Source organism: Lactobacillus equicursoris DSM 19284 = JCM 14600 = CIP 110162 (assembly GCF_001434815.1).
GTDB lineage: Bacteria > Bacillota > Bacilli > Lactobacillales > Lactobacillaceae > Lactobacillus > Lactobacillus equicursoris.
On sequence record NZ_AZDU01000006.1, the window covers coordinates 1 to 19,386 of the forward strand.

The 19,386-nt window shown below is 48.8% G+C and carries 14 protein-coding genes and 1 pseudogene; 12 read left to right on the forward strand and 3 right to left on the reverse strand.

Annotated elements, in window-relative coordinates:
• Together FC20_RS10245 and FC20_RS02085 are read right to left on the reverse strand one after the other, a co-directional pair.
• Positions 1-239 (reverse strand): annotated as a pseudogene (locus tag FC20_RS10245) (hypothetical protein); the annotation flags it as partial.
• Positions 240-335: 96 nt separating this feature from the next.
• Positions 336-1,958, reverse strand: coding sequence for a peptide ABC transporter substrate-binding protein (locus tag FC20_RS02085; RefSeq protein WP_008462157.1), 1,623 nt, complete (start codon positions 1,956-1,958; stop codon positions 336-338).
• Between the two features lie 330 nt (positions 1,959-2,288).
• Here FC20_RS02085 and FC20_RS02090 point away from each other — a divergent pair, with 330 nt between their 5' ends.
• The 12 genes from FC20_RS02090 (at position 2,289) to FC20_RS02140 (ending at position 16,900) form a co-directional block, all read left to right on the forward strand.
• Positions 2,289-2,774 (forward strand): hypothetical protein, encoded by a 486-nt coding sequence (locus FC20_RS02090; RefSeq protein WP_008462156.1) that lies wholly within the window; start codon positions 2,289-2,291, stop codon positions 2,772-2,774.
• A gap of 61 nt (positions 2,775-2,835) precedes the next feature.
• Positions 2,836-4,236, forward strand: a complete 1,401-nt coding sequence (locus FC20_RS02095) for a metallophosphoesterase family protein (RefSeq protein WP_008462154.1) — start codon at positions 2,836-2,838, stop codon at positions 4,234-4,236.
• Positions 4,237-4,329: 93 nt separating this feature from the next.
• The gene (gene asnB, locus FC20_RS02100; RefSeq protein WP_008462152.1) at positions 4,330-6,279 is read left to right on the forward strand and encodes an asparagine synthase (glutamine-hydrolyzing); all 1,950 of its coding nucleotides are present in this window, start codon (positions 4,330-4,332) and stop codon (positions 6,277-6,279) included.
• Positions 6,280-6,342: 63 nt separating this feature from the next.
• Positions 6,343-7,605: a carboxylate--amine ligase gene (locus tag FC20_RS02105; protein WP_056945294.1), complete on the forward strand. Its 1,263-nt coding sequence runs from the start codon at positions 6,343-6,345 to the stop codon at positions 7,603-7,605.
• Between the two features lie 217 nt (positions 7,606-7,822).
• On the forward strand, positions 7,823-7,945 hold the full coding sequence (locus FC20_RS10995) for a hypothetical protein (RefSeq protein WP_008460534.1): 123 nt from the start codon (positions 7,823-7,825) through the stop codon (positions 7,943-7,945).
• A gap of 262 nt (positions 7,946-8,207) precedes the next feature.
• A complete protein-coding gene (gene nrdD, locus FC20_RS02110; RefSeq protein ID WP_056945295.1) occupies positions 8,208-10,418 on the forward strand; it encodes an anaerobic ribonucleoside-triphosphate reductase in 2,211 nt (736 codons plus the stop codon).
• Positions 10,419-10,510: 92 nt separating this feature from the next.
• Entirely contained in the window at positions 10,511-11,230 is a 720-nt protein-coding gene (gene nrdG / locus FC20_RS02115; protein WP_008463580.1) for an anaerobic ribonucleoside-triphosphate reductase activating protein, read from the forward strand.
• Positions 11,231-11,242: 12 nt separating this feature from the next.
• Positions 11,243-11,830 (forward strand): iron-sulfur cluster assembly protein, encoded by a 588-nt coding sequence (locus FC20_RS02120; protein ID WP_008463579.1) that lies wholly within the window; start codon positions 11,243-11,245, stop codon positions 11,828-11,830.
• Positions 11,830-13,152 (forward strand): DUF438 domain-containing protein, encoded by a 1,323-nt coding sequence (locus FC20_RS02125; protein ID WP_008463578.1) that lies wholly within the window; start codon positions 11,830-11,832, stop codon positions 13,150-13,152. Before FC20_RS02120 ends, FC20_RS02125 begins: the two co-directional genes overlap by 1 nt.
• Before the next feature lie 96 nt (positions 13,153-13,248).
• Positions 13,249-14,469 (forward strand): MDR family MFS transporter, encoded by a 1,221-nt coding sequence (locus FC20_RS02130; RefSeq protein ID WP_008463577.1) that lies wholly within the window; start codon positions 13,249-13,251, stop codon positions 14,467-14,469.
• A 121-nt stretch (positions 14,470-14,590) separates the two neighbouring features.
• The gene (locus FC20_RS02135; protein ID WP_008463575.1) at positions 14,591-14,938 is read left to right on the forward strand and encodes a glutaredoxin domain-containing protein; all 348 of its coding nucleotides are present in this window, start codon (positions 14,591-14,593) and stop codon (positions 14,936-14,938) included.
• An 18-nt stretch (positions 14,939-14,956) separates the two neighbouring features.
• On the forward strand, positions 14,957-16,900 hold the full coding sequence (locus FC20_RS02140) for a M13 family metallopeptidase (protein ID WP_008463573.1): 1,944 nt from the start codon (positions 14,957-14,959) through the stop codon (positions 16,898-16,900).
• 347 nt (positions 16,901-17,247) lie between these two features.
• On the opposite strand, the gene FC20_RS02145 is transcribed toward FC20_RS02140, so the two are convergent.
• A complete protein-coding gene (locus FC20_RS02145) occupies positions 17,248-19,317 on the reverse strand; it encodes a KUP/HAK/KT family potassium transporter (protein WP_008463572.1) in 2,070 nt (689 codons plus the stop codon).
• Positions 19,318-19,386: the final 69 nt, after the last annotated feature.

Consider the following 19,386-nt stretch of genomic DNA (forward strand, 5'->3'; position numbering starts at 1 on the left):
GACATAGATTGGGGGCATATTTTTAGAAAAAAGAGCTCGGTTGACATAAAACGGGGGCAAATTTTAGGAAAAATAGAGTCGGTTGACATAAAACGGGGGCCGATTTTAGGAAAAATGGAGTTGGTTGACATAAAACGGGGGCGAATTTTAGGAAAAATGGAGTTGGTTGACATAGATTGGGGGCAAAAATCGGCAAAATCGCAGCCGGTTGACATAGATTGGGGGCGACTTGCCCACAAGAATTGCCCACAAACCTACTGGCCTGCCCGGCCGCCACCGCCTCCACACAAAAAACAAGCAACCGCCATGGCGGTTGCTTGTCTTGCTACTAATTACTATTTTACGTAAGCGTACTTGAAGCTGTAGTTTGCACCGGCCCCGTTGTAGATAACGCCCTTGATGTTGGGCTTAACCATCCAGGCTTCGATTGGGTGGTAGAGTGGCGTTACGCCTTGCTGTTCAAGCAAAACTTGTTCTGCCTTGGCCATGTCGCTGAAGCGTTCACTAGTCGAGCTAGTAGTCTTAGATGCGGCAACGTACTTGTCGTAGGTCTTGTTGGACCACTTGCCATAGTTGTAAGAGTTGCCGGTTACTTGCAAGTCAAGGAAGGAGATTGGGTCAGAGAAGTCGGCATTCCAACCAGTTGAAACGACATCGAAGTTGCCGCTCATCATCCGGTTAAGTCTTGTCTTCTTAGGGATGCTTTGGACGCTGACATCCATTTTCAGGTTGGTTTCCAGTTGACTTTGAACGAATTCAGCTGCCTTCTTTGCCGTATCGTCATCGTCGCCAAGGAGAGTGAAGCTGATTGACTTCTTGCCTAATTGCTTCAAAGCCTTTTTGTACAATTGCTTTGCCAAGGCAACGTTGTAAGTGTCGTGCTTCTTGGTGTCGGCGTTTCTCACAGTATCCGTGTAGTCCTTGCCGCCAACCGTGGTCATGCCGTCTGGGTCAAAAGTATCCGCAGTTGTAGCAGCGCCGCCCAGGGTCTTAACCAATTCCTTCCGGTTGATTGCCAAGGAGATAGCTTGCCGGAGATAAACGTTTTGGAATTCCTTACGCTTCTTCAAGTTGTAGGACAGATATTGGGTTGATGACATCTTCCGTTGGGTGTAGCCGGTCTTGCCCTTGAGTGAACGAGTTGCTGATGCGTCCAAAAAGGCTGCGTCCAGCTTGCCGCTTTGGTAGAGGTTGTAGTCAGTTGCAGGCGTCTTTTGAACGGAGAACTTCACGTTGTCGAGTTTAACGCTCTTCTTGTCCCAGTAATTCTTGTTTTTAACCAATTTCCAAGACAGGTTTGATCCAGTCCAGCCCTTTTGAACGAATGGACCATTGTAGATCATGTACTTAGAAGAAGTACCGTACTTAGAGCCGGCCTTTTCGATAAACTTTTGGTTTTGTGGGAAGAAGAGTGGGAAGGCCATCAAAAGCTTGAAGTATGGGATCCGCTTTTCCAAGGTAACGGTCAGTTTGTACTTGCCGTCAGCCTTGATACCTAAAGTTGCAGGCTTCTTCTTGCCAGCCACGATTTGGTCGGCGTTGGTGATGCCGCTAAACAGATAGGAATATTCTGAAGCTGTCTTTGGGTCAACCGTTCTGCGCCAAGAATAGACGAAGTCTTGAGCAGTAACGGGATCGCCGTTAGACCATTTGGCATTCTTTCTCAAGGTAAAAGTCCAAGTTTTGCCATCCTTAGAGGTCGTGGTCTTAGTGGCTAAGGCATTTTGCACCTTGGCGTTCTTGCCTAGCAAGTACAGTCCTTCTTCAATGTTGTTGATTTGTTCGTAAGAAGCTTGGTCAGTGGCTTTAGATGCGTCCAAAGTGTTGATTTCGGCCGTATTCATCCAGGAAATGCTTTGACTCTTGCTGGATGAAGATGATTTATTAGATGAACATGCGGTTAAAAGAGCAGCGGCTGCCAAGAAGGTACTGCTGGCTAAAAAGGCGCGCTTTTTCATAAAAATGCCTCCTAAAAGATCACAGACAATTATTTAGACAATTACACAAAAATAAAATTACTGGGTTAATAAGTAAAAAGCGGAACTTATTAAGACTAAGTTCATTATAGCATCAAAATTAAATTCGTCCAATCTTTTTCTCATTTTGTATTAATTTTAGCCCGAACAAGCACTTTTTGCCTAATGGCCCCCATAAGCATTATAATAAGATAGAAATGCCCAGCAGTTAGGGCGCTTAATGCGCGAAAAAAAGCGCTCGTGTCCGAGTAAAAAAGGCTAACGGGGGGCTAGTTTTTGTTATAATTAGGTTAAGACTGCAAGGAGGACATCATGGACAAATTAGCAACCATGGAGCTGGCTGATGAATTAGCTGCAGCTCAAGACAAAATTCTTAACGGTGAAGAAAAGTTAGACACGGCTCGGGTTTACCAAGCAATTGATGACTTGGGCGTATTGAACGATCCAATCAGCAAGTATTTTGACCGAACTGAAGATGAATACTACGAAACGGAAAGCGACCACTACTTGGCCTTAACTAATTTAAGCAGCAAGCTCGGTGACCTGCATGACCGGATCTTGACCAACCACGTTGACGGCTTCGTTGACAAGGATGAGATCAACTTCACTTACAACCATGAAAATGCCTACGCTGATGACAGCTACGTAGCACGCGAGGACATGCACGTTTTGGTTTACGGCTTAAAGGTGATTGGTGCTACGCTGGCCATTGCACCTGAAGACGTCCGCAGCGTTTTGTCAAAAGACGCAGTATTGTCTTTGGGCTTAGCAGCGCATGCATTAGCAGAAAATCTGTAATCGCAAGCCGGTGGCAGCCGGCTTTTTCTGATTTTAGGCTTTGAGGATAAGTTGGGTAGAAATGGACATCTTTAAATATACTAAGGGAATTATCGATAAAGCAGTGGGCGCGTCTAAGCTGCATGCTGTCGAAAAAGGCGGTGGCGAGCTCTTAGACCCAATGCAGAAGTATCTGACGGTAGGGGAGTACCATGTCGATGCTCGCGATGCAACGCCCGATGACCGGCCATTTACCTTGACTGTCTACCAAGACGACCAAGGCGTTTTGCACCAAGCTCTGAGTCCAGAAGACACTGAGGGGCTAGCGGCAGAATATGACCGGAAATTTGTGCCGGAATTAAAGCGGTTCAAGGCTTTTCGAAGCCGGAAGACGGGCCGGCGCTACGTAGTGGAAGACTACCTGCGCCGCTTTGTCCGCGACGTGAAAAAAGAAGTGCGAGAAGGCGACGATTCCGTCAATATTGGCGTCATCACCGACACCCACTTTAAAAACGTGGACAGCCTGGACTTTTATGGCTGGAACGGCCTAATGCACGTCCGGGAATTTTCCTATCTGGATGACCTGGACATCTTAGACTTCAAGTGCCACCTGGGCGACTGGATTGATGGGTCTGACGCTGGCCTCATTAGCGAAAGCGAACTGATGAAGCTGCGCGACTCCTTTAAGTCATCCAAGGTGCCGTACTTGATGATCAAGGGCAACCATGACGAAAACGATAAGTTTGACGAGCACCATGACCTGAAGGCCAGCTTCCCGGAGCGGGAGTTTGAAAAGCTGATGTGGCCGGAGATGTATCAGCAAAGAAAGCTGCACTATCTCTCCAAGCAGCATGGCGTTGCCTGGTTTGACAAGGGCCATGTCCGGGTGATCAGCCTGAATACGTCTGACATTCCTTATATTTTGGATGAAAAAGGTCAAAAGAAGTATGACGTGAAAATCACCCTAGGCATCCGGGAAGACCAGGTGCAGGAATTAATCGAAATCTTGCAGCAGTCAAGCGGCAAGCAGATCGTCCTCATGAGCCATGCCAACCCCATCAACCGCAAGGGCGGCAATGCCTTGAAGTATAATGGCCGGTCTCTCCATGAGCTTTTAGTGGCCTTTAACCAAAAGGAAAAGGGCCGCATGCACTCCAGCAAGGATGTGCCGCCGGAATTCCGCTTGAGCAACGACTTTGACTTTACCAAGGTGCAAGACGCCAAGATCATTGCTTATTTCTGCGGCCACCGGCACGTGGAAGACCAGTACCGGATCAACGGGATCCAGTACATCCTTTTCAATTGCTCAGCCCTCATGGGGCCAAGCCACCAATTGACCACCAAGTATAATAAAAATCTAAACCGGAAGATGGACCACCAAAACGAATTCGCTGGCTACATTGTCAATGTTGACTTATCCAGACGGCGGATCAAGGCTTTTGGCTATGGAGCAGCTACCAGAAGAAGAATTTTTTTCATTTAGTTTAAGATTGACAAGGACTCTTTGAACATTAGAGTCCTTGTTTTATAATAAGAAGTTGACTTTAGGAAATAACTAGATTAAGGAAGATAAACTATGTGCGGAATTGTCGCCTTTTACGATCCAGAAATTAATGACAAGCAAAAAGCCATTGGGAAGATGATGGAAACCATCAAGCACCGGGGGCCAAGCAGCGATGGCATGTACACCAACGACAAGGTAGCCTTGGGCTTTAGACGATTGTCGATTATCGACTTGCGCGGGGGCAGTCAGCCAATTTATAACGAAGACCGCAGCCGGGCCATTATTTTTAACGGGGAAATCTACAACTTCAAGCCTTTAAGAGAAGACCTGATCAAGGCGGGCCACACCTTCACCACCAAAGCCGATACCGAAGTCCTCCTGCACGGCTATGAAGAATGGGGCATGGACGGCCTCTTGAAGAAGGTTAGAGGGATGTTTGCCTTCGTGATTTGGGATGACAACACCCAAACCATGTACGGTGCCCGCGATTTCTTCGGCATCAAGCCGATGTACTACCAAGACGTTGACGGTCACCTCTTGGTGGGTTCAGAACTGAAGAGCTTTTTAGCCTTCCCTCATTTTAAAAAGGAACTGAACACCGAAGCCGTTAAGCCATACCTGATGAACCAGTATAACGACCTGAAGGAAACCTTCTTCAAGGGCGTCTACCGCTTCCAGCCAGGCCACTGGTTTGAATACAAGGACGGCAAGATGACCACCCACCAATACTGGGATGCCGAATACAAGGAAAATAACCTTAGTTTCGAAGAAACCATCAAGAAGATCAACGAAGACTTGAAGGAAACCGTTGACCTCTACCGGAATGCCGACGTTAAGGTTGGGGCCTTCCTCAGTGAAGGGGTTGACTCCAGCTTCTTGACGGCCCTCTTAGACCCAGACGAAGTCTTCTCAATCGGCTTTGACGACAACACCTACGATGAAGCTTCTAAGGCCAAGGCCTTGTCTGACATCAATGGCTGGCACTTCTACGCTGACAAGGTGAAGTCAGAAGAAGCCATGCGCGACTTCCCAGAAATGCAGTACCACATGGATGAACCAGATGCCAACCCATCCATTATTCCTTTGTGGTACCTGTGCAAGCTTGCCCGCAAGCACGTGACGGTTGCCCTGTCCGGGGAAGGGGCCGACGAGCTTTTTGCCGGATACGTTAACTACGGGATGCACACCCACAACAATGTGATCAAGGTCTTTACTTCTAAGCTGAAAAAGCTTCCTAAGGGCAAGCGGGTTAAGCTGGCTCACAAGATCAAGAAGATGCCAAACTTCCCAGGCAAGGTCCACCTTTACACCAACCTGGCTGAGCCAAGCGAATTCTACGTTGGTCAATCTGTCATCTACGACATGGACTACCCAACCATCTTTACCTCTAAGGATGCTAACGCCATCTTGCAGCCAAGCTACCGCAACAAGCTGACGGTTAACGGCATCTACCAAGAAGACTTCAAGAAGGTCAAGGACGTCGACAACGTTAAGCAGATGCAGTACATCGACCTCCACCACTTCATGCTGAACGACATCGAGCAAAAGGCTGACAAGATCTCCATGGCCCACTCCCTGGAACTCCGCGTTCCTTATTTGGACAAAAAGATTGCCGAACTGGCCAACTCCATCCCAACCAAGTACCTGGTCAACAAGTACGACACCAAGTACGCGCTGCGGAAGGCTTCAGAACAAGTCCTGCCAGATGAATGGGCTAAGCGGCCAAAACTCGGGTTCCCAACCCCAATCAAGCAATGGCTGAAGGAAGAACGCTTCTACAAGCAAGTTCGGGAGCTCTTCAGCGAAAGCTTCGTCAATGACATCTTTGACCAAAAGAAGATCATTGACCTTTTGGACGAAAACTACGAAGGCGACGGCTCCCACCGCCGGCAAATCTGGGCGATTTACACCTTCCTGGTTTGGTACAAGCTCTTCTTCGTTGACTACGAAGAAACGGTCCGCAAGTATCAGCATGTCCAACCAGAAGTAGCCAGCCTGATTTCTCAAGGCAAGCTGCTGTAAAAAACTCAAGCAATTAGTAAAAGCAGTAGAGATAAAAGAGATTAGAGAGAAAAAACAAAGACAATGGTTAAATTTACACCGATTCTGCTGGGCAGCGACATTAACGTCTATGGCATGGCCCGGTCTTTCAACGAAGCCTATGGCATCAAGGTCCAGGCTTGGGCCGCCAGCCAGCTGGCCGCCACCCGCTATTCCAAGATCGTGGATGTCGAAGTTCACCCCGGTTTTGCCGAAGACCCTGGTTTTATGAACGTGATGCAGGAAAAGATCAAGGAATACCAAAACCACGAAGAACCAGTAATCCTGATTGCCTGCGGGGATGGCTATGCCGAGCTGCTCGCCAAGCACAAGGCAGAATTAGAAGGTACCTTCATCGTTCCTTACATCAACTACGACATGTTGGAAAAGCTGATTTCTAAAGAAGGCTTTTACGAAGTTTGTGAAGAATACGGCCTGCCATACCCGAAGACCAAGATCATCACCATGGCTGACTACCAAGATGGGTCTTACGCTGACGTGCCATTTTCCTTCCCAGTTGCCTTGAAGCCAGAAGACCCAGTTTCTTGGCTGGATGTCCAATTCGAAGGACGGAAGAAGGCTTTTGTCATCAAAGACTTAGCTGAATTTAAGGATATCGTGGGCAAGATCTACACTAACGGCTACAAAGAAGACTTGATCCTCCAAGACTTTATCCCAGGCGACGACTCCAACATGCGAGTTCTGAACGCTTACGTTGATAAGCATCACCAAGTCAAGATGATGTGCCTGGGTCACCCGCTTTTGGAAGACCCAACCCCGCAATCCATCGGCAACTATATGGCCATCTTGCCAGACTACGACGAAAAGCTCTATGAGACCGTGCAGAGTTTTTTGGAAAAAATCAACTATGTCGGCATGGCCAACTTCGACATCAAGTACGACTCAAGAGACGGTCAATACAAGTTCTTTGAAATCAACTTGCGCCAAGGCCGCTCCAGCTTCTATGTGACTTTGAACGGCTACAACTTGGCCAAGTGGTACATTGACGACTACGTAGAAGACAAATTAGCGGGCCAGGAGACGGTTTACGGCAACAAGCTGGAAAGTGGCCACATGCTCTGGCTAGGCGTACCAGAGAAGATTTTTGCGGAATATGCGGTAGAAAATGAGGCTAAGGACACTGCTATGAAGCTGATTGCGGCTGGCCAAGTGGGCACGACCGTCTTTTACGACCAAGATGCTTCCTTCAAGCGCTGGCTCCTGATGAAGTACATGTTCCACAACTACTACAAGCGCTTCAAGACCTACTTCCAGGTCAACAAGGGTCAATACTTTGACAAAAAGTAGCCTAAACAGCCTTATATAGTCCTATATAGAGAGAAGAAACTGCCAATAATTTTGGCAGTTTTTTTATACCTAAAAATTAGTGCGTTATACCAAAATTTGGTGGTCAAAGGGCTAAATGACAAATAAAATAGAAGTAAGAAGAAAGAATTAATTGGCAAAGCATTATAAATTAAAACACAATATCTAGTAATATCGATTATAGAGGGGAGGAAGTGAAATGATTAATACCGTTGGCATCTACATGGCGGTGGCGGTGGACATTGTCTGGAAAAATCGGCGGGCCTTGACGAAGAGTCAAGGCCTTTTTTATGTGCTTTTGAACTTTTGCAAAGGATTTTGAATCTGCTTCAAATTGTTAAAAATATTTTGTCGAACAAAATATTCTTTTTTTTAAACTATACGGGCCTAAGCGGGCGTGATCACTGAATCCGTCTTTACGACTTGTCATTTTTTGCCCTTTGTCTAGACCACAAGATCTGGTATTTTGTGCTATGCTTAATCCATAGAGGAAACCATATATAGTGGTTATCAACATTTAATCCACAAGATAAGCTTAAAATTGTGGATAAGCAAGAAACGAAAAAGATAAGAGGTAGATGATCATGTTAAAGCCAGCACCAGAAGCTGCAGACTTAAAGTTTGCCAACGCACCAAAGAAGTTTATTAAGAGAGATGGTGCTTCCTTTAAATTTGAACAATTCAAGTTGGAAATCGTCTTGGACGAACTGGGCCTGACTGACTTAGAAACCAAGGAAGCCGTTTTGGACAAGCTGTATGGCAAGCTTGCAGCCTACACGGTTGATGCGGCAACTGTCCACAAGGACTTCAAGGAAAGCCTGAACGAACTGGGCTTTTTGGACGAAGCCAAGGAATACGAAGCCAAGCGCCAAGAAGACGAAGAATTCTGGGCTGAACAAACCGACACCAAGCGCCGGTTGGCCAAGCTGGTTGACAAGGACCCAAGCATCGTTCACGAAAATGCCAACAAGGACTCTGACGTTTTTGCCACTCAAAGAGATTTGACTGCCGGGACGGTCGGCAAGACGGTTGGCTTGACCTTGATGCCGCAGCACATCGCCAAGGCCCACCTGCGCGGGGACATCCACTGGCACGACTTGGACTACACGCCCCTGTCACCAATGTCCAACTGCTGCTTAATCGACTTTGACTACATGCTCAACCACGGCTTCAAGATCGGCAACGCCTTTGTGGAAGTACCAAACTCCATCCGGGTGGCCACTAGCCAAGTAGCGCAAATCATCACCAGCGTGGCTTCCAGCCAATACGGCGGCTGCTCTTTTGACCGCTGCGACGAAGTTCTGGCTCCTTTTGCCGAAAAGAACTACCAAAAGCACCTGGAAGAAGCTCGCGAATTCATCGATGATGAAGACAAGGTGGAAGCTTTTGCTAAAAAGCGCACCAAGAAGGACATCTACGATGCCATGCAAAGTCTTGAATACGAGATCAACACTATGTTCTCCAGCCAAGGGCAAACCCCATTTACTACTTTGGGCTTTGGCTTAGGCACGAGCTGGATTGAAAAGGAAATCCAAAAGGATATTCTGAAGGTCCGCATCGAAGGCTTGGGCAGAGAGCACCGTACTGCCATCTTCCCGAAGCTGGTCTTCACTTTGAAGAAGGGGTTGAACCTGCACCCAACCGACCCTAACTACGACGTAAAGCGCCTGGCTTTGGAATGTGCAACCAAGAGAATGTACCCAGACGTTTTGAGCTACGACAAGATTATCGATATCACTGGCTCTTTCAAGGCGCCAATGGGCTGCCGTTCCTTCCTCCAAGGCTGGAAGGATGAAAACGGCCAAGAGGTCAACTCTGGCCGGATGAACCTGGGCGTGGTTACCATGAACCTGCCAAGAATCGCCATGGAAAGCAAGGGCGACATGGGCCGCTTCTGGGAAATCTTCAACGACCGTTTGGCCCTTTGCCGCCAAGCCGTTGAATTCAAGGCTCACCGGGTAACTGAAGCCAAGCCAGTCAACGCACCGACTCTGTACGAATACGGTGCCTTTGGCAAGGGCGTGGGCGATGATGGCGACGTGAACGATTTCTTCAAGAACGGCCGCGCAACGGTTTCTCTTGGCTACATCGGCCTGTACGAAGTTGGTACTGTCTTCTACGGTCCAAACTGGGAAAAGAACCCAGAAGCTAAGGCCTTCACCCTGGAAGTGGTTAAGAAGATGCACGACGCCTGCGCTAAGTGGGAAAAGGAAGACCCTAACCACTACCACTACAGTGTTTACTCTACGCCAAGCGAAAGCTTGACTGACCGCTTCTGCCGTCTCGACACGGAAAAGTTCGGCAAGGTCAAGGACATCACGGACAAGGACTACTACACCAACTCCTTCCACTACGACGTCCGCAAGCACCCAACTCCTTTTGAAAAGCTGGATTTTGAAAAGGACTACCCATACTACGCAGCTGGCGGCTTCATCCACTACTGCGAATACCCGAACCTGAAGCAAAACCCAGCAGCCCTGGAAGCAGTTTGGGACTGGGCTTACGACAAGGTTGGCTACCTGGGCACCAACACCCCAATCGACAAGTGCTACGAATGCGGCTTTGCTGGCGAATTCAAGTCAACGGCGAAGGGCTTTGAATGCCCACAATGTGGCAACCACAACCCAGAAACCTGTGACTGCGTCAAGAGAACTTGCGGCTACTTGGGCAACCCACTGAAGCGGCCAATGGTTCATGGCCGTCATGAAGAAATTGCTCACCGGGCAAAGCACATGACTTTGGGCCTTGTTGAAGAAGCTGCTTCAGCTGAAAAGCAAAAGAACAGCGAATACTAAAATTGTGATCAAACAGCCAAGATAGTAAAATAGGCAAGGTGAGAGCCTTGCCTATTTTTATTCAGAATCGTTAGCTTTTGAGGAGAAAAATCATGCCAGAAAAAGACAAGAACCAGCAAGAAGGACCTGACGTCCGCGATAACCTGATCAGAATCAGCGTAGGCGGGGAAACCGTCTTTGTCGATGCCAACCAGTATAAGCCAAAAACTGAGGGCAAGGGCCCGGTCAAAAAGATGAAGCGGATGCCTAAAAATCCCAAGCCTGGCGAATGGATCTCAGAAGAGCACTCTAAGCACAAGATTGCCGACTACAAGCCTTTTAACTTCGTTGACGGGGAAGGGGTGCGGTGCTCACTTTACGTATCCGGCTGCCTTTTTGACTGCCCAGGCTGCTACAACCTGGCCGCGCAAAACTTTAACTATGGCCGCCCTTATACGCAAGAACTAGAAGACCAGATCATCGAAGACATTGGTCAGTCCTACGTCCAGGGCTTGACCTTGCTTGGCGGGGAGCCCTTTTTAAATACTTGGGTCTGCAACAAGATCATTGACCGGGTGAGAAAGGAATTTGGCCACACTAAGGACATCTGGTCCTGGTCCGGCTATACCTGGGAAGAATTGCTGAAAGAAACCCCAGACAAGCTGGACATGCTGCACAAGATCGACATCCTGGTTGATGGCCGCTTCATGGACAACCTGAAGGACTTGACCCTGCAATTTAGAGGGTCCAGCAACCAGCGGATCATTGACGTGCAAAAGTCGCTGGCAACGCCAGACCAGCACCCAGTTCTCTGGGACAAGCTGATTCGCTAGAAAAGAGGGTATATGGAAGTCACGCAGGCAGAATTAGCCAACCAAGTTTTGGAAAAATTGCAGGAGGTTGAAGACCCCGAGCTCTTAGTCGATGTGGTCAACCTGGGCTTGATCTACGGGATTGACCTGGATGATGGCCACTGCACGGTGACCATGACCCTGACGACGATGGGCTGCCCCTTAAGCGGCTACTTGGACCAAGCCATTAAAAAGGCGGTCTTAGAAGTGCCAGGGATTGACCAGGTTGATATCAAGCTGGTCTGGTACCCGGTTTGGAGCGTTGACCGGATGTCTGACAGTGCCAAAAGGCAACTGGGGATTGGGGAGGAAACTGAGCAAAAGAAGCAAGAGAAGGTGGAAAATTCCGTAGACACGGTAAAGCAAATCGACTGCCACACCCCGATCAAGACTTTTGCCGACAAATATCCAAGCTTTGCTGACGACATGGCATCGATCGGCTTTGACCGGATCAAGATCCCGGGGATGCTGAACACGGTCGGCCGGGTGATGAACCTGAAATTGGGTAGCCAGGCCATGGGCTTTGACCTAGCTGAATTCAAGCAGAAGCTGGAAGAGAAAGGATATCAGGTGAGCGACTAATGGCTTTGTCACTAAAAGATCGGCAGGACAAGATTTTGCAGATCTTGCGCTTTTTGCAAGAAGATGGCGACTTTGACCAGGCCAAGAGCATGTTTCAAACCGCCTTTGACGAGGTTTCCGTCAAAGAAATCACCGAAGCCGAGCGAGCTTTGATTGCTAGCGGTCTTCCCCCCCAGGAAATCCAGAACCTCTGCACTGTCCACGCCGAGGTTTTCCGGGGAGCCATCGGGGAAAAAGAAGAACTGCCAGCCTTTGAAAAGCCGGGCCATCCGGTTCACACATTGAAGCAGGAAAACTTGGTTTTGACCAGCTTGGTGAACGACGCCCTTTTGCCAGATCTGGACAAATTTTTAGCTGGGAAAAAGGAAAAATTAGCTGCCATCCGGCAAGAACTAGCTGACCTCAGCCAGATCCACAAGCACTACACCAGAAAAGAAATTTCCATGTTTCCCCTGATGACCAAGTACGGGATTACGGCGCCGCCCCAGGTCATGTGGGGCGTTGATGACGACATCCGCCGCTGGATCAAGGAAGCCAAGGACGAAGCTGGCAAGGAGAATCCTGATCCAGACTTGTTGGCTCAAAAGATCAAGCAGGCTGCTAAAGAAGTGACGGAGATGATCTTCAAAGAAGAAGCGATCATGATCCCGCTTTTGGCCGATGTCGCCAGCCCATTAGACTGGCAGGCGGTGAAAGAAGATGAAGGCCAGGTGGGCTACTGCCTGATCAACCCGCCGGTCAACTGGAAGCCGGCTGCCAAGGAAATTGCCGACTTCAAGCAAAATCCCGAAACCATCGCCAAGTGGAATGCGCAGGTGGACCTTTTTGCCCAAAACCTGGGCGGCAATGAAAAGGAAAACTATGATCGGCAGGTTGCCGTGGCTGAAGGAGAAAAGGCAAATGGGGAAAAAGATAATCAGCTGTCTAGTCTCTTTGTCGACTTCGCGGAAGGGCGGCTGCGGGTCGACCAGCTCCGGGCCATGTTCAGCGTGATGCCGTTTGACATCGCCTTTGTCGACGATACCGACACCATCCGCTTCTTTGGCGGCAATTGCGGCTTTTATCCCCACTCTAAAAATGACCTGGGGATGAACCTCTTCAGCATCCACATGCCCAAGAGCGTGTCCAAGGTCAAGCAGATTGTTGACGACCTGCGGACCGGGAAAAAGGACAAGCACGAGTTTTGGTTTGAAATCCGGGGCCGCTTTGTCTACATCCAGTACATCGCGGTCAGAAGCGAGGGCAAGTACCTGGGCGTTTTGGAAGTCTTGCAAGACGCGACCTATGTCCGGTCTTTAAAAGGCAGCAAGAAAGATTTATAATAAAATAGATAAGAAACAGTTCATGCCTTGCATGGGCTTTTCTTTTTGCAAAAGTGATCAGGTTAATGAATTAAATTAGGAAAGGGGACGATCTTTGTGAAAACTAAACATGGTCAGCAGACCTTGCCGGAAATTGGCCTACCTTGGCTGGTGGTGGCAGAATTGGCCACCTGGATTGGAGCCAGCTTTATCTGGCCCTTGACTTCGGTTTATCTGAATAAAAGGCTGGGGATCAGCCTGTCGGTGATCGGGATCGTTCTTTTTTGCAACTGTGCAGCCAACATGGTGGGGTCCACGATTAGCGGGCGCTTGTTTGACAAGTTCAACCCCTATCCCTTGATTGTCGGGGGGATGGGTCTGGACGCCCTAGTCTTACTGGCTATGGCCTTCTTCCATGGCTGGCCGATTTACTGGTTCTGGCTGGTCTGCACTGGCTTTTTGGGTGGCTGGAATGGGGCCTTGGTCAATTCCATCGCTACCAGCTTGAAAAAGTATCCAGGACGGTATATTTTTAACATCCTCTACTTCTCCCAGAACCTGGGCGTGGTCATCGGGACCCTGATCGTGGGGTATCTTTATGACTACTCCATCCACTTGCTCTTTATCATCGCCAGCTGCCTTTTCTTGATCGGGACGGTTGTGGCCTTGACCAAGTTCCGGCCAATCATTGCCTACCATGCTGAAAGAAAAGAGAAGCAAAAGAGTGGGCAAGCGCCGACCAAGGCCGAGCCAATGCCAAAGGCCAATTTCTACATGACCCTGGGCTTCTTCATCACCTTGGGCGTAACCTGGTTGATGTACATGAACTGGGAGTCTAACCTCTCCGTTTACATGGTCAGCTTAGGGATTCCTTTCCACCTGTATTCCACCTTGTGGACCATCAATGCCAGCATCATCGTGGTCGTGCAGCTGATCTTGGCGCGCTTCCCGGGGATTTTTAAGACGATCTACCAGCAGATCTTTTTTGGCATTTTCATGTTTGCCATTTCCTGGCTGACCTTGATTTTTGCCAAAACGTACCCGGGCTTCGTCTTGTCGATGTCCATCCTAACCTTGGGTGAATCGACCGCCTTTTCGGCGATTCCGGCCTATGTCAACGACATGTCGCCGTATTCCAGCAAGGGCAAGTACCAGGGCTTAACCTTGGTGGCCAGCGGGGTCGGCCGGGCCTTTGGGCCGCTGTTTGGCGGGACCTTGATTGACCTATTTGGCTACAAGACCATGTTTGTCGTGGCCAGCTGCGGGATTTTTCTGTGCTTGATCGCTCTGGTTCCGCTCAAGGCTAAGCTGAAGGACCAGGTGCATTATTTTAGATAAGTTGTAAGACCAAGCCGTGTGGGCTTGGTCTTTTTAGCTAAAAAGCAAAGCATTTCCATAACGCTTTCCCTTGTAAAAATGTAAAATAAAAGAATAGTGAAAAATATAGGAGGTAAAGTTCATGCTCAAAGTTTACGGGACTAAGCTTTGTCCTGACTGCATCGCGTTTGAAGCTAGTTTTAAGAAGTATGGTATCGACTACCAATTCGTCAACATTTTCGAATCAATGCCAAAGTTTAAAGAATTTCTGCGCTTGAGAGACCAAAATCCAGCCTTCGCTGAAGCTAGAGAAGCTGGCAACGCTGGCATTCCCGCCATCACTGAAGCAGATGGCAGCGTCAACCTTGACTGGGAAGGCTACTTAAAAGCACGCGGCTTTGAACCAATCTGGCCTAAGGAAGCCGATGAACAAATGGCCAAGATCCAAGCTGAAAAGAATGCTTGCGCTATCAACCAAGCTGGTTGCTAATTTTTAAAGGAGAAAAAGATGAAAAATAACGTACGCGGCGGCGCCGGCGACACGACTGTTTTAAACAAGGACGCCCGCCCACAAGACAACCTGTATTTGGCGGTTAACTCCGAATACCTGGACAAGCTGGAAATCCCAGCTGACCGCTCCAGCATGGGCAGCTTTGTCCAAATCGCTGACAATGTTGAAAAGACCTTGATGGCTGACTTTGCGGCCTTTGCAAATGGTAAAAAAGAAATTCCTGACGTGCCTAACTTGAACAAGGCCGTTGAGCTCTACAAGCTGGCCAAGGACTTTGACAAGCGAAACAGCGACGGTGCTGCGCCAATCCAAGCCGACTTGAAGCAGCTACAAGCCCTGACTTGGGACGAATTTAACCAAAACGCGGCCGGCTTGGCCAAGGCTGGCTTTGACCTGCCTTTTGCTGTTTCGGTTGATGCTGATATGAAAAATACCAAGCAAAACATCGTCTACTTTGGCGGTCCCAGCGTCTTCTTGCCTGACACCACCACCTACCAAAGCGACGATGCCGAAAAGCTTTTGGGCGTTTTGAAAGAACAAAGTGTCAAGCTGCTGACCATGGCCGGCGTAGCTGAAGCTGACGCGGAAAAGTACGTGGACCAAGCCCTGGCTTACGACGGCCGTCTTTCCAAGGTCGTGAAGTCCAGCGAAGAATGGGCCGACTACCCAGCCATGTACAACCCAATTGCTAGCGGCGACTTCAAGGCTAAGTTTACCCACTTTGACATTGCTGGCTTCTTGAAGAATTACCTGGGCCAAGACGTGGACACTTTGATCAACTCCGAGCCACGCTACTTAGACCAAGCTGACAGTTTGATTAACGGCGACCTCTTTGACGAAATCAAGGGCTGGATGATCGTCAAGTTCATCAACGGCGCAGCTTCCAGCTTGTCTCAAGCCTTCCGTGAAGCTGCCTTCCCATTCCACCAAGCCTTGACTGGACAACCAGAATTGGCCAACGGGGAAAAGCAAGCCTTCCGTTTGGCTGATGGCACCTTTAGCGAAGTGGTCGGTGTTTACTACGGTCAAACCTACTTTGGTCAAGCCGCTAAGGATGACGTTTTAGGGATGATCCACCGTATGCTCAAGGTTTACGAACAGCGGATTGCGGAAAACGATTGGCTGTCTCAATCAACCAAGGACAAGGCGATCGTTAAGCTGCAAGCCCTGATCTTGAAGGTGGGCTACCCAGATAAGATTGAAGAAATCTACAACCGCTTGGAAGTTACTCCGGCTAGCGAAGGCGGCAGCCTTTACTCCAACTTGAAGGCTGCAGGCCAAGCAAGCCTCAAGTACAGTTTGGAAAAATTGACCAAGCCGGTTGACCGGACGGTATGGCTGATGCCAGGGGACCTGGTTAACGCCTGCTACGACCCACAAAGAAACGATATCACCTTCCCTGCGGCCATCTTGCAGGCGCCATTTTACAGTGTGGACCAAAGCCGGGCAGCCAACTACGGCGGGATCGGTGCAGTCATTGCCCACGAAGTTTCTCATGCCTTTGACAACAACGGTGCCCAATTCGACGAATTCGGCAACCTGAAGAACTGGTGGACCGAAGAGGACTACAAGGAATTCGCCAAGCGGACCCAAGCCGAAATCGACCTCTTTGACGGGCTCAAGTACGGTCCAAGCACCCTGAACGGCAAGCAGATTGTGTCAGAAAACATCGCTGACCAAGGCGGCTTGACGGCAGCCATGACGGCATGCAAGGAAGAAGGGGAAGACCTGAAGGACTTCTACGCCAACTGGGCAAGAGTCTGGGCGCAAAAGTCTTTGGAAGCAGCCATTAAGATGATCGTGTCCATCGACGTCCACGCGCCAGGTCCATTAAGAGCTAACGTCCAAGCTCAATGCCAGGACGAGTTCTACGAAACCTTCGACGTCAAGCCAGGTGACGGGATGTACCTGGAAAAGGACAAGCGGGTTAAGATCTGGTAGGCTTTTTCCAAAAAGTAAAACAAAAGGAAGTCAGATCAAGCGATCTGGCTTCCTTTTTGCTGTGTGTCTGTCTAATGTGTTGTGTGTAAAAGAGGAAAAAAGAAAAAGTAATTTTATAGGAGAAGCTCTTTGCTTCTGTCTATGCTTATATAATAACGGGATTTTGTTTCCAATTTATGACCAGTTTGGTGAACTTCAATGAAAAAACTCTTTGCATTTTCTTTAAATGCTTAAGAAGTTAAAAAGAACTAATATTAGACCGCAAGGTCATTTTCACAGCAAAACAAAAGCAGCCGCTCCATCAACGACTGCTCTTGTTTTTTGGCTATTTAGTCAAATAGCCTTTGTTACTTCTTTTTCTTGTTTTTTTGCCTAACAAGCTTGACCTTGTCTGGGTTGATGGCCGTCTTGCTGTAGTCAATTGGGGCTACCCGCTTGATTCTTTCCGGCTTCTGCTTACCCAGGATCAAAGGTACGCGTTCAATCACCGTGTCGGCAAATTCCAGGCCAAACCATTGAGCTGGGTTTGGTGACAGGTTTTGCAGCTGTACCCGGGCCTTAACCAGCCACTTTTGGAAAGAGGACAGGGTGGTTGATGGCGAGATGACGTCGTTAACGATAACGAACTTGAAGTCACCAACGTCCCGGCCTGGAGTGGTCGTGTATTCCTGCGGCTGAGCTTCGATGGTGTTGTCCTTGATCAGGTCGTGAACGATCTGCCGCAAGTAGACGTTAACGCTTGTCTGCCGCTTGAAGCCGAGGTAGAGCTGGATGTTGATCACGTTCTTGGTGCCAAAAGTGTTGACCGCGTATTCGGCTGTAAATGGGTCGTTAGTGACGTTAACAGAAACGAACCAGTAAGCCCGCGCTCTCTTTGGCCGCTTGTCCAAGATGGAGTAAAGGATCTCCCGCTTGATGAACTTGTTGTACTTAACCTTGGCCATGTAAACCAGGTTGTCAGCGTAAGTTGGGTAGTTGTCATCGTGGCTGAGGTCAGTCAGCATGTCAGTGTATTCGTCCAAGCGAACGTAAGCATTAACAGATTCGTTCTTGTCCCGAACCTTGTTGCCGAAGTACCAAATAACCATGACAGCGGCGATCAAGAGGGTGATCAAGAGTGATACGTAACCACCGTGGGTAAACTTGCTCAAGCTTGAACCCATGAAGAGGATGTTGATCGTGCTGAAGAAGACGACAAAAATCGTGTTCCACAAGTTGTGGCCGCGCTTGAGAACCAGCCATTCGTAAAGCAGGATGGTCGTCGTCAGCATGGAGATGGTGATGGACAGACCATAGGCTGCTTCCATGTGAGCGGAGGTTCTGAAGAAGAGAACCAAAGCGATGGTGGTTGCGCCCAGCATCTTGTTGATGGCTGGAATGTAGATCTGGCCTCTTTCATCTGATGGGTAGAGGATGTTCATTCTTGGCAAGAATTTCAAGTTGATGGCTTCTGCCACTAAAGTGAAGGAACCGGTGATCAGGGCTTGAGAAGCGATGATGGCGGCTAAGGTTGCCAAAACGATTGAAGCCAGACGGATGCTTTCTGGAATCATGGCGTAGAATGGGTTGATTTCAGTTGCTGACTTCATCCCAGTGTTGTGCAGGATCCAGATCCCTTGGCCAAAGTAGTTGAGGGACAAGCAGACAAAGACGAATGGCCATGAGCCAATGATGTTGCCCTTGCCGACGTGGCCAACGTCTGAATAGAGGGCTTCAGCCCCAGTCGTTGCCAGGAAGATGGAGCCCAAGATGGCAAAGCCAGCCTTGTTGTAAGGACTAAACAAAAGCTTGATCGCATAGTATGGGTTCAAAGCTTGGAGAATAGTCCAGTCACCGCCGATATTGATCAAACCCATTAGGCCTAAGAAAGTGAACCAGATAAACATGACTGGTCCAAAAGCCTTCCCGATGATGCTGGTCCCCATCCTTTGGATGGAGAAGAGGACCAGCAAGATGACGATGGTGATGATCAAGACGGTGGTCTGGTTGTTGACTGGGACGTTGCCCTTGCCAAATTCCAGACCCTTTAGCCCTTCAATAGCGGTCGTAACGGTCACGGCCGGGGTTAGAGTCCCATCGGCTAAGATGGCCGCGCCCCCGATCAGGGCTGGCCAAACCAGCCAGGCGGCCTTTTTTCTAATTAAGGCGTAAAGGGCAAAGATACCACCTTCACCGTGGTTGGTTGCCTTCAAAGCGATAACGACCGTTTGAATCGTCGTCAAGACGGTCACGGTCCATAAAATTAAGGAAATAGTCCCGATAATCAGGTCCCGGCTAACGGTATTGATCCCGCCATTACCTGAAATGACGGACTTCATAACGTATAGAGGGCTGGTCCCGATATCACCGTAGACAATCCCAATCGCGATCAAGAGGCCCGCAGCGGACATCCGATTGCGTTTGTTTTGTGCTTCCATGATATAAAAATACTCCTCAAACTTTTAAATAAAGCTTGTAATTGATTAGACTGTTAATCTCAACACACA

What these genes read in the sequence shown, in the direction of transcription:
- FC20_RS02145 (WP_008463572.1), bottom strand. Translation starts at nt 19,317, where the DNA reads ATGGAAGCACAAAACAAACGCAATCGGATGTCCGCTGCGGGCCTCTTG.
- FC20_RS02105 (WP_056945294.1), top strand. Translation starts at nt 6,343, where the DNA reads ATGGTTAAATTTACACCGATTCTGCTGGGCAGCGACATTAACGTCTAT.
- FC20_RS02120 (WP_008463579.1), top strand. Translation starts at nt 11,243, where the DNA reads ATGGAAGTCACGCAGGCAGAATTAGCCAACCAAGTTTTGGAAAAATTG.
- FC20_RS10995 (WP_008460534.1), top strand. Translation starts at nt 7,823, where the DNA reads ATGATTAATACCGTTGGCATCTACATGGCGGTGGCGGTGGACATTGTC.
- asnB (WP_008462152.1), top strand. Translation starts at nt 4,330, where the DNA reads ATGTGCGGAATTGTCGCCTTTTACGATCCAGAAATTAATGACAAGCAA.
- FC20_RS02140 (WP_008463573.1), top strand. Translation starts at nt 14,957, where the DNA reads ATGAAAAATAACGTACGCGGCGGCGCCGGCGACACGACTGTTTTAAAC.
- FC20_RS02125 (WP_008463578.1), top strand. Translation starts at nt 11,830, where the DNA reads ATGGCTTTGTCACTAAAAGATCGGCAGGACAAGATTTTGCAGATCTTG.
- nrdG (WP_008463580.1), top strand. Translation starts at nt 10,511, where the DNA reads ATGCCAGAAAAAGACAAGAACCAGCAAGAAGGACCTGACGTCCGCGAT.
- FC20_RS02095 (WP_008462154.1), top strand. Translation starts at nt 2,836, where the DNA reads ATGGACATCTTTAAATATACTAAGGGAATTATCGATAAAGCAGTGGGC.
- FC20_RS02135 (WP_008463575.1), top strand. Translation starts at nt 14,591, where the DNA reads ATGCTCAAAGTTTACGGGACTAAGCTTTGTCCTGACTGCATCGCGTTT.
- nrdD (WP_056945295.1), top strand. Translation starts at nt 8,208, where the DNA reads ATGTTAAAGCCAGCACCAGAAGCTGCAGACTTAAAGTTTGCCAACGCA.
- FC20_RS02085 (WP_008462157.1), bottom strand. Translation starts at nt 1,958, where the DNA reads ATGAAAAAGCGCGCCTTTTTAGCCAGCAGTACCTTCTTGGCAGCCGCT.
- FC20_RS02090 (WP_008462156.1), top strand. Translation starts at nt 2,289, where the DNA reads ATGGACAAATTAGCAACCATGGAGCTGGCTGATGAATTAGCTGCAGCT.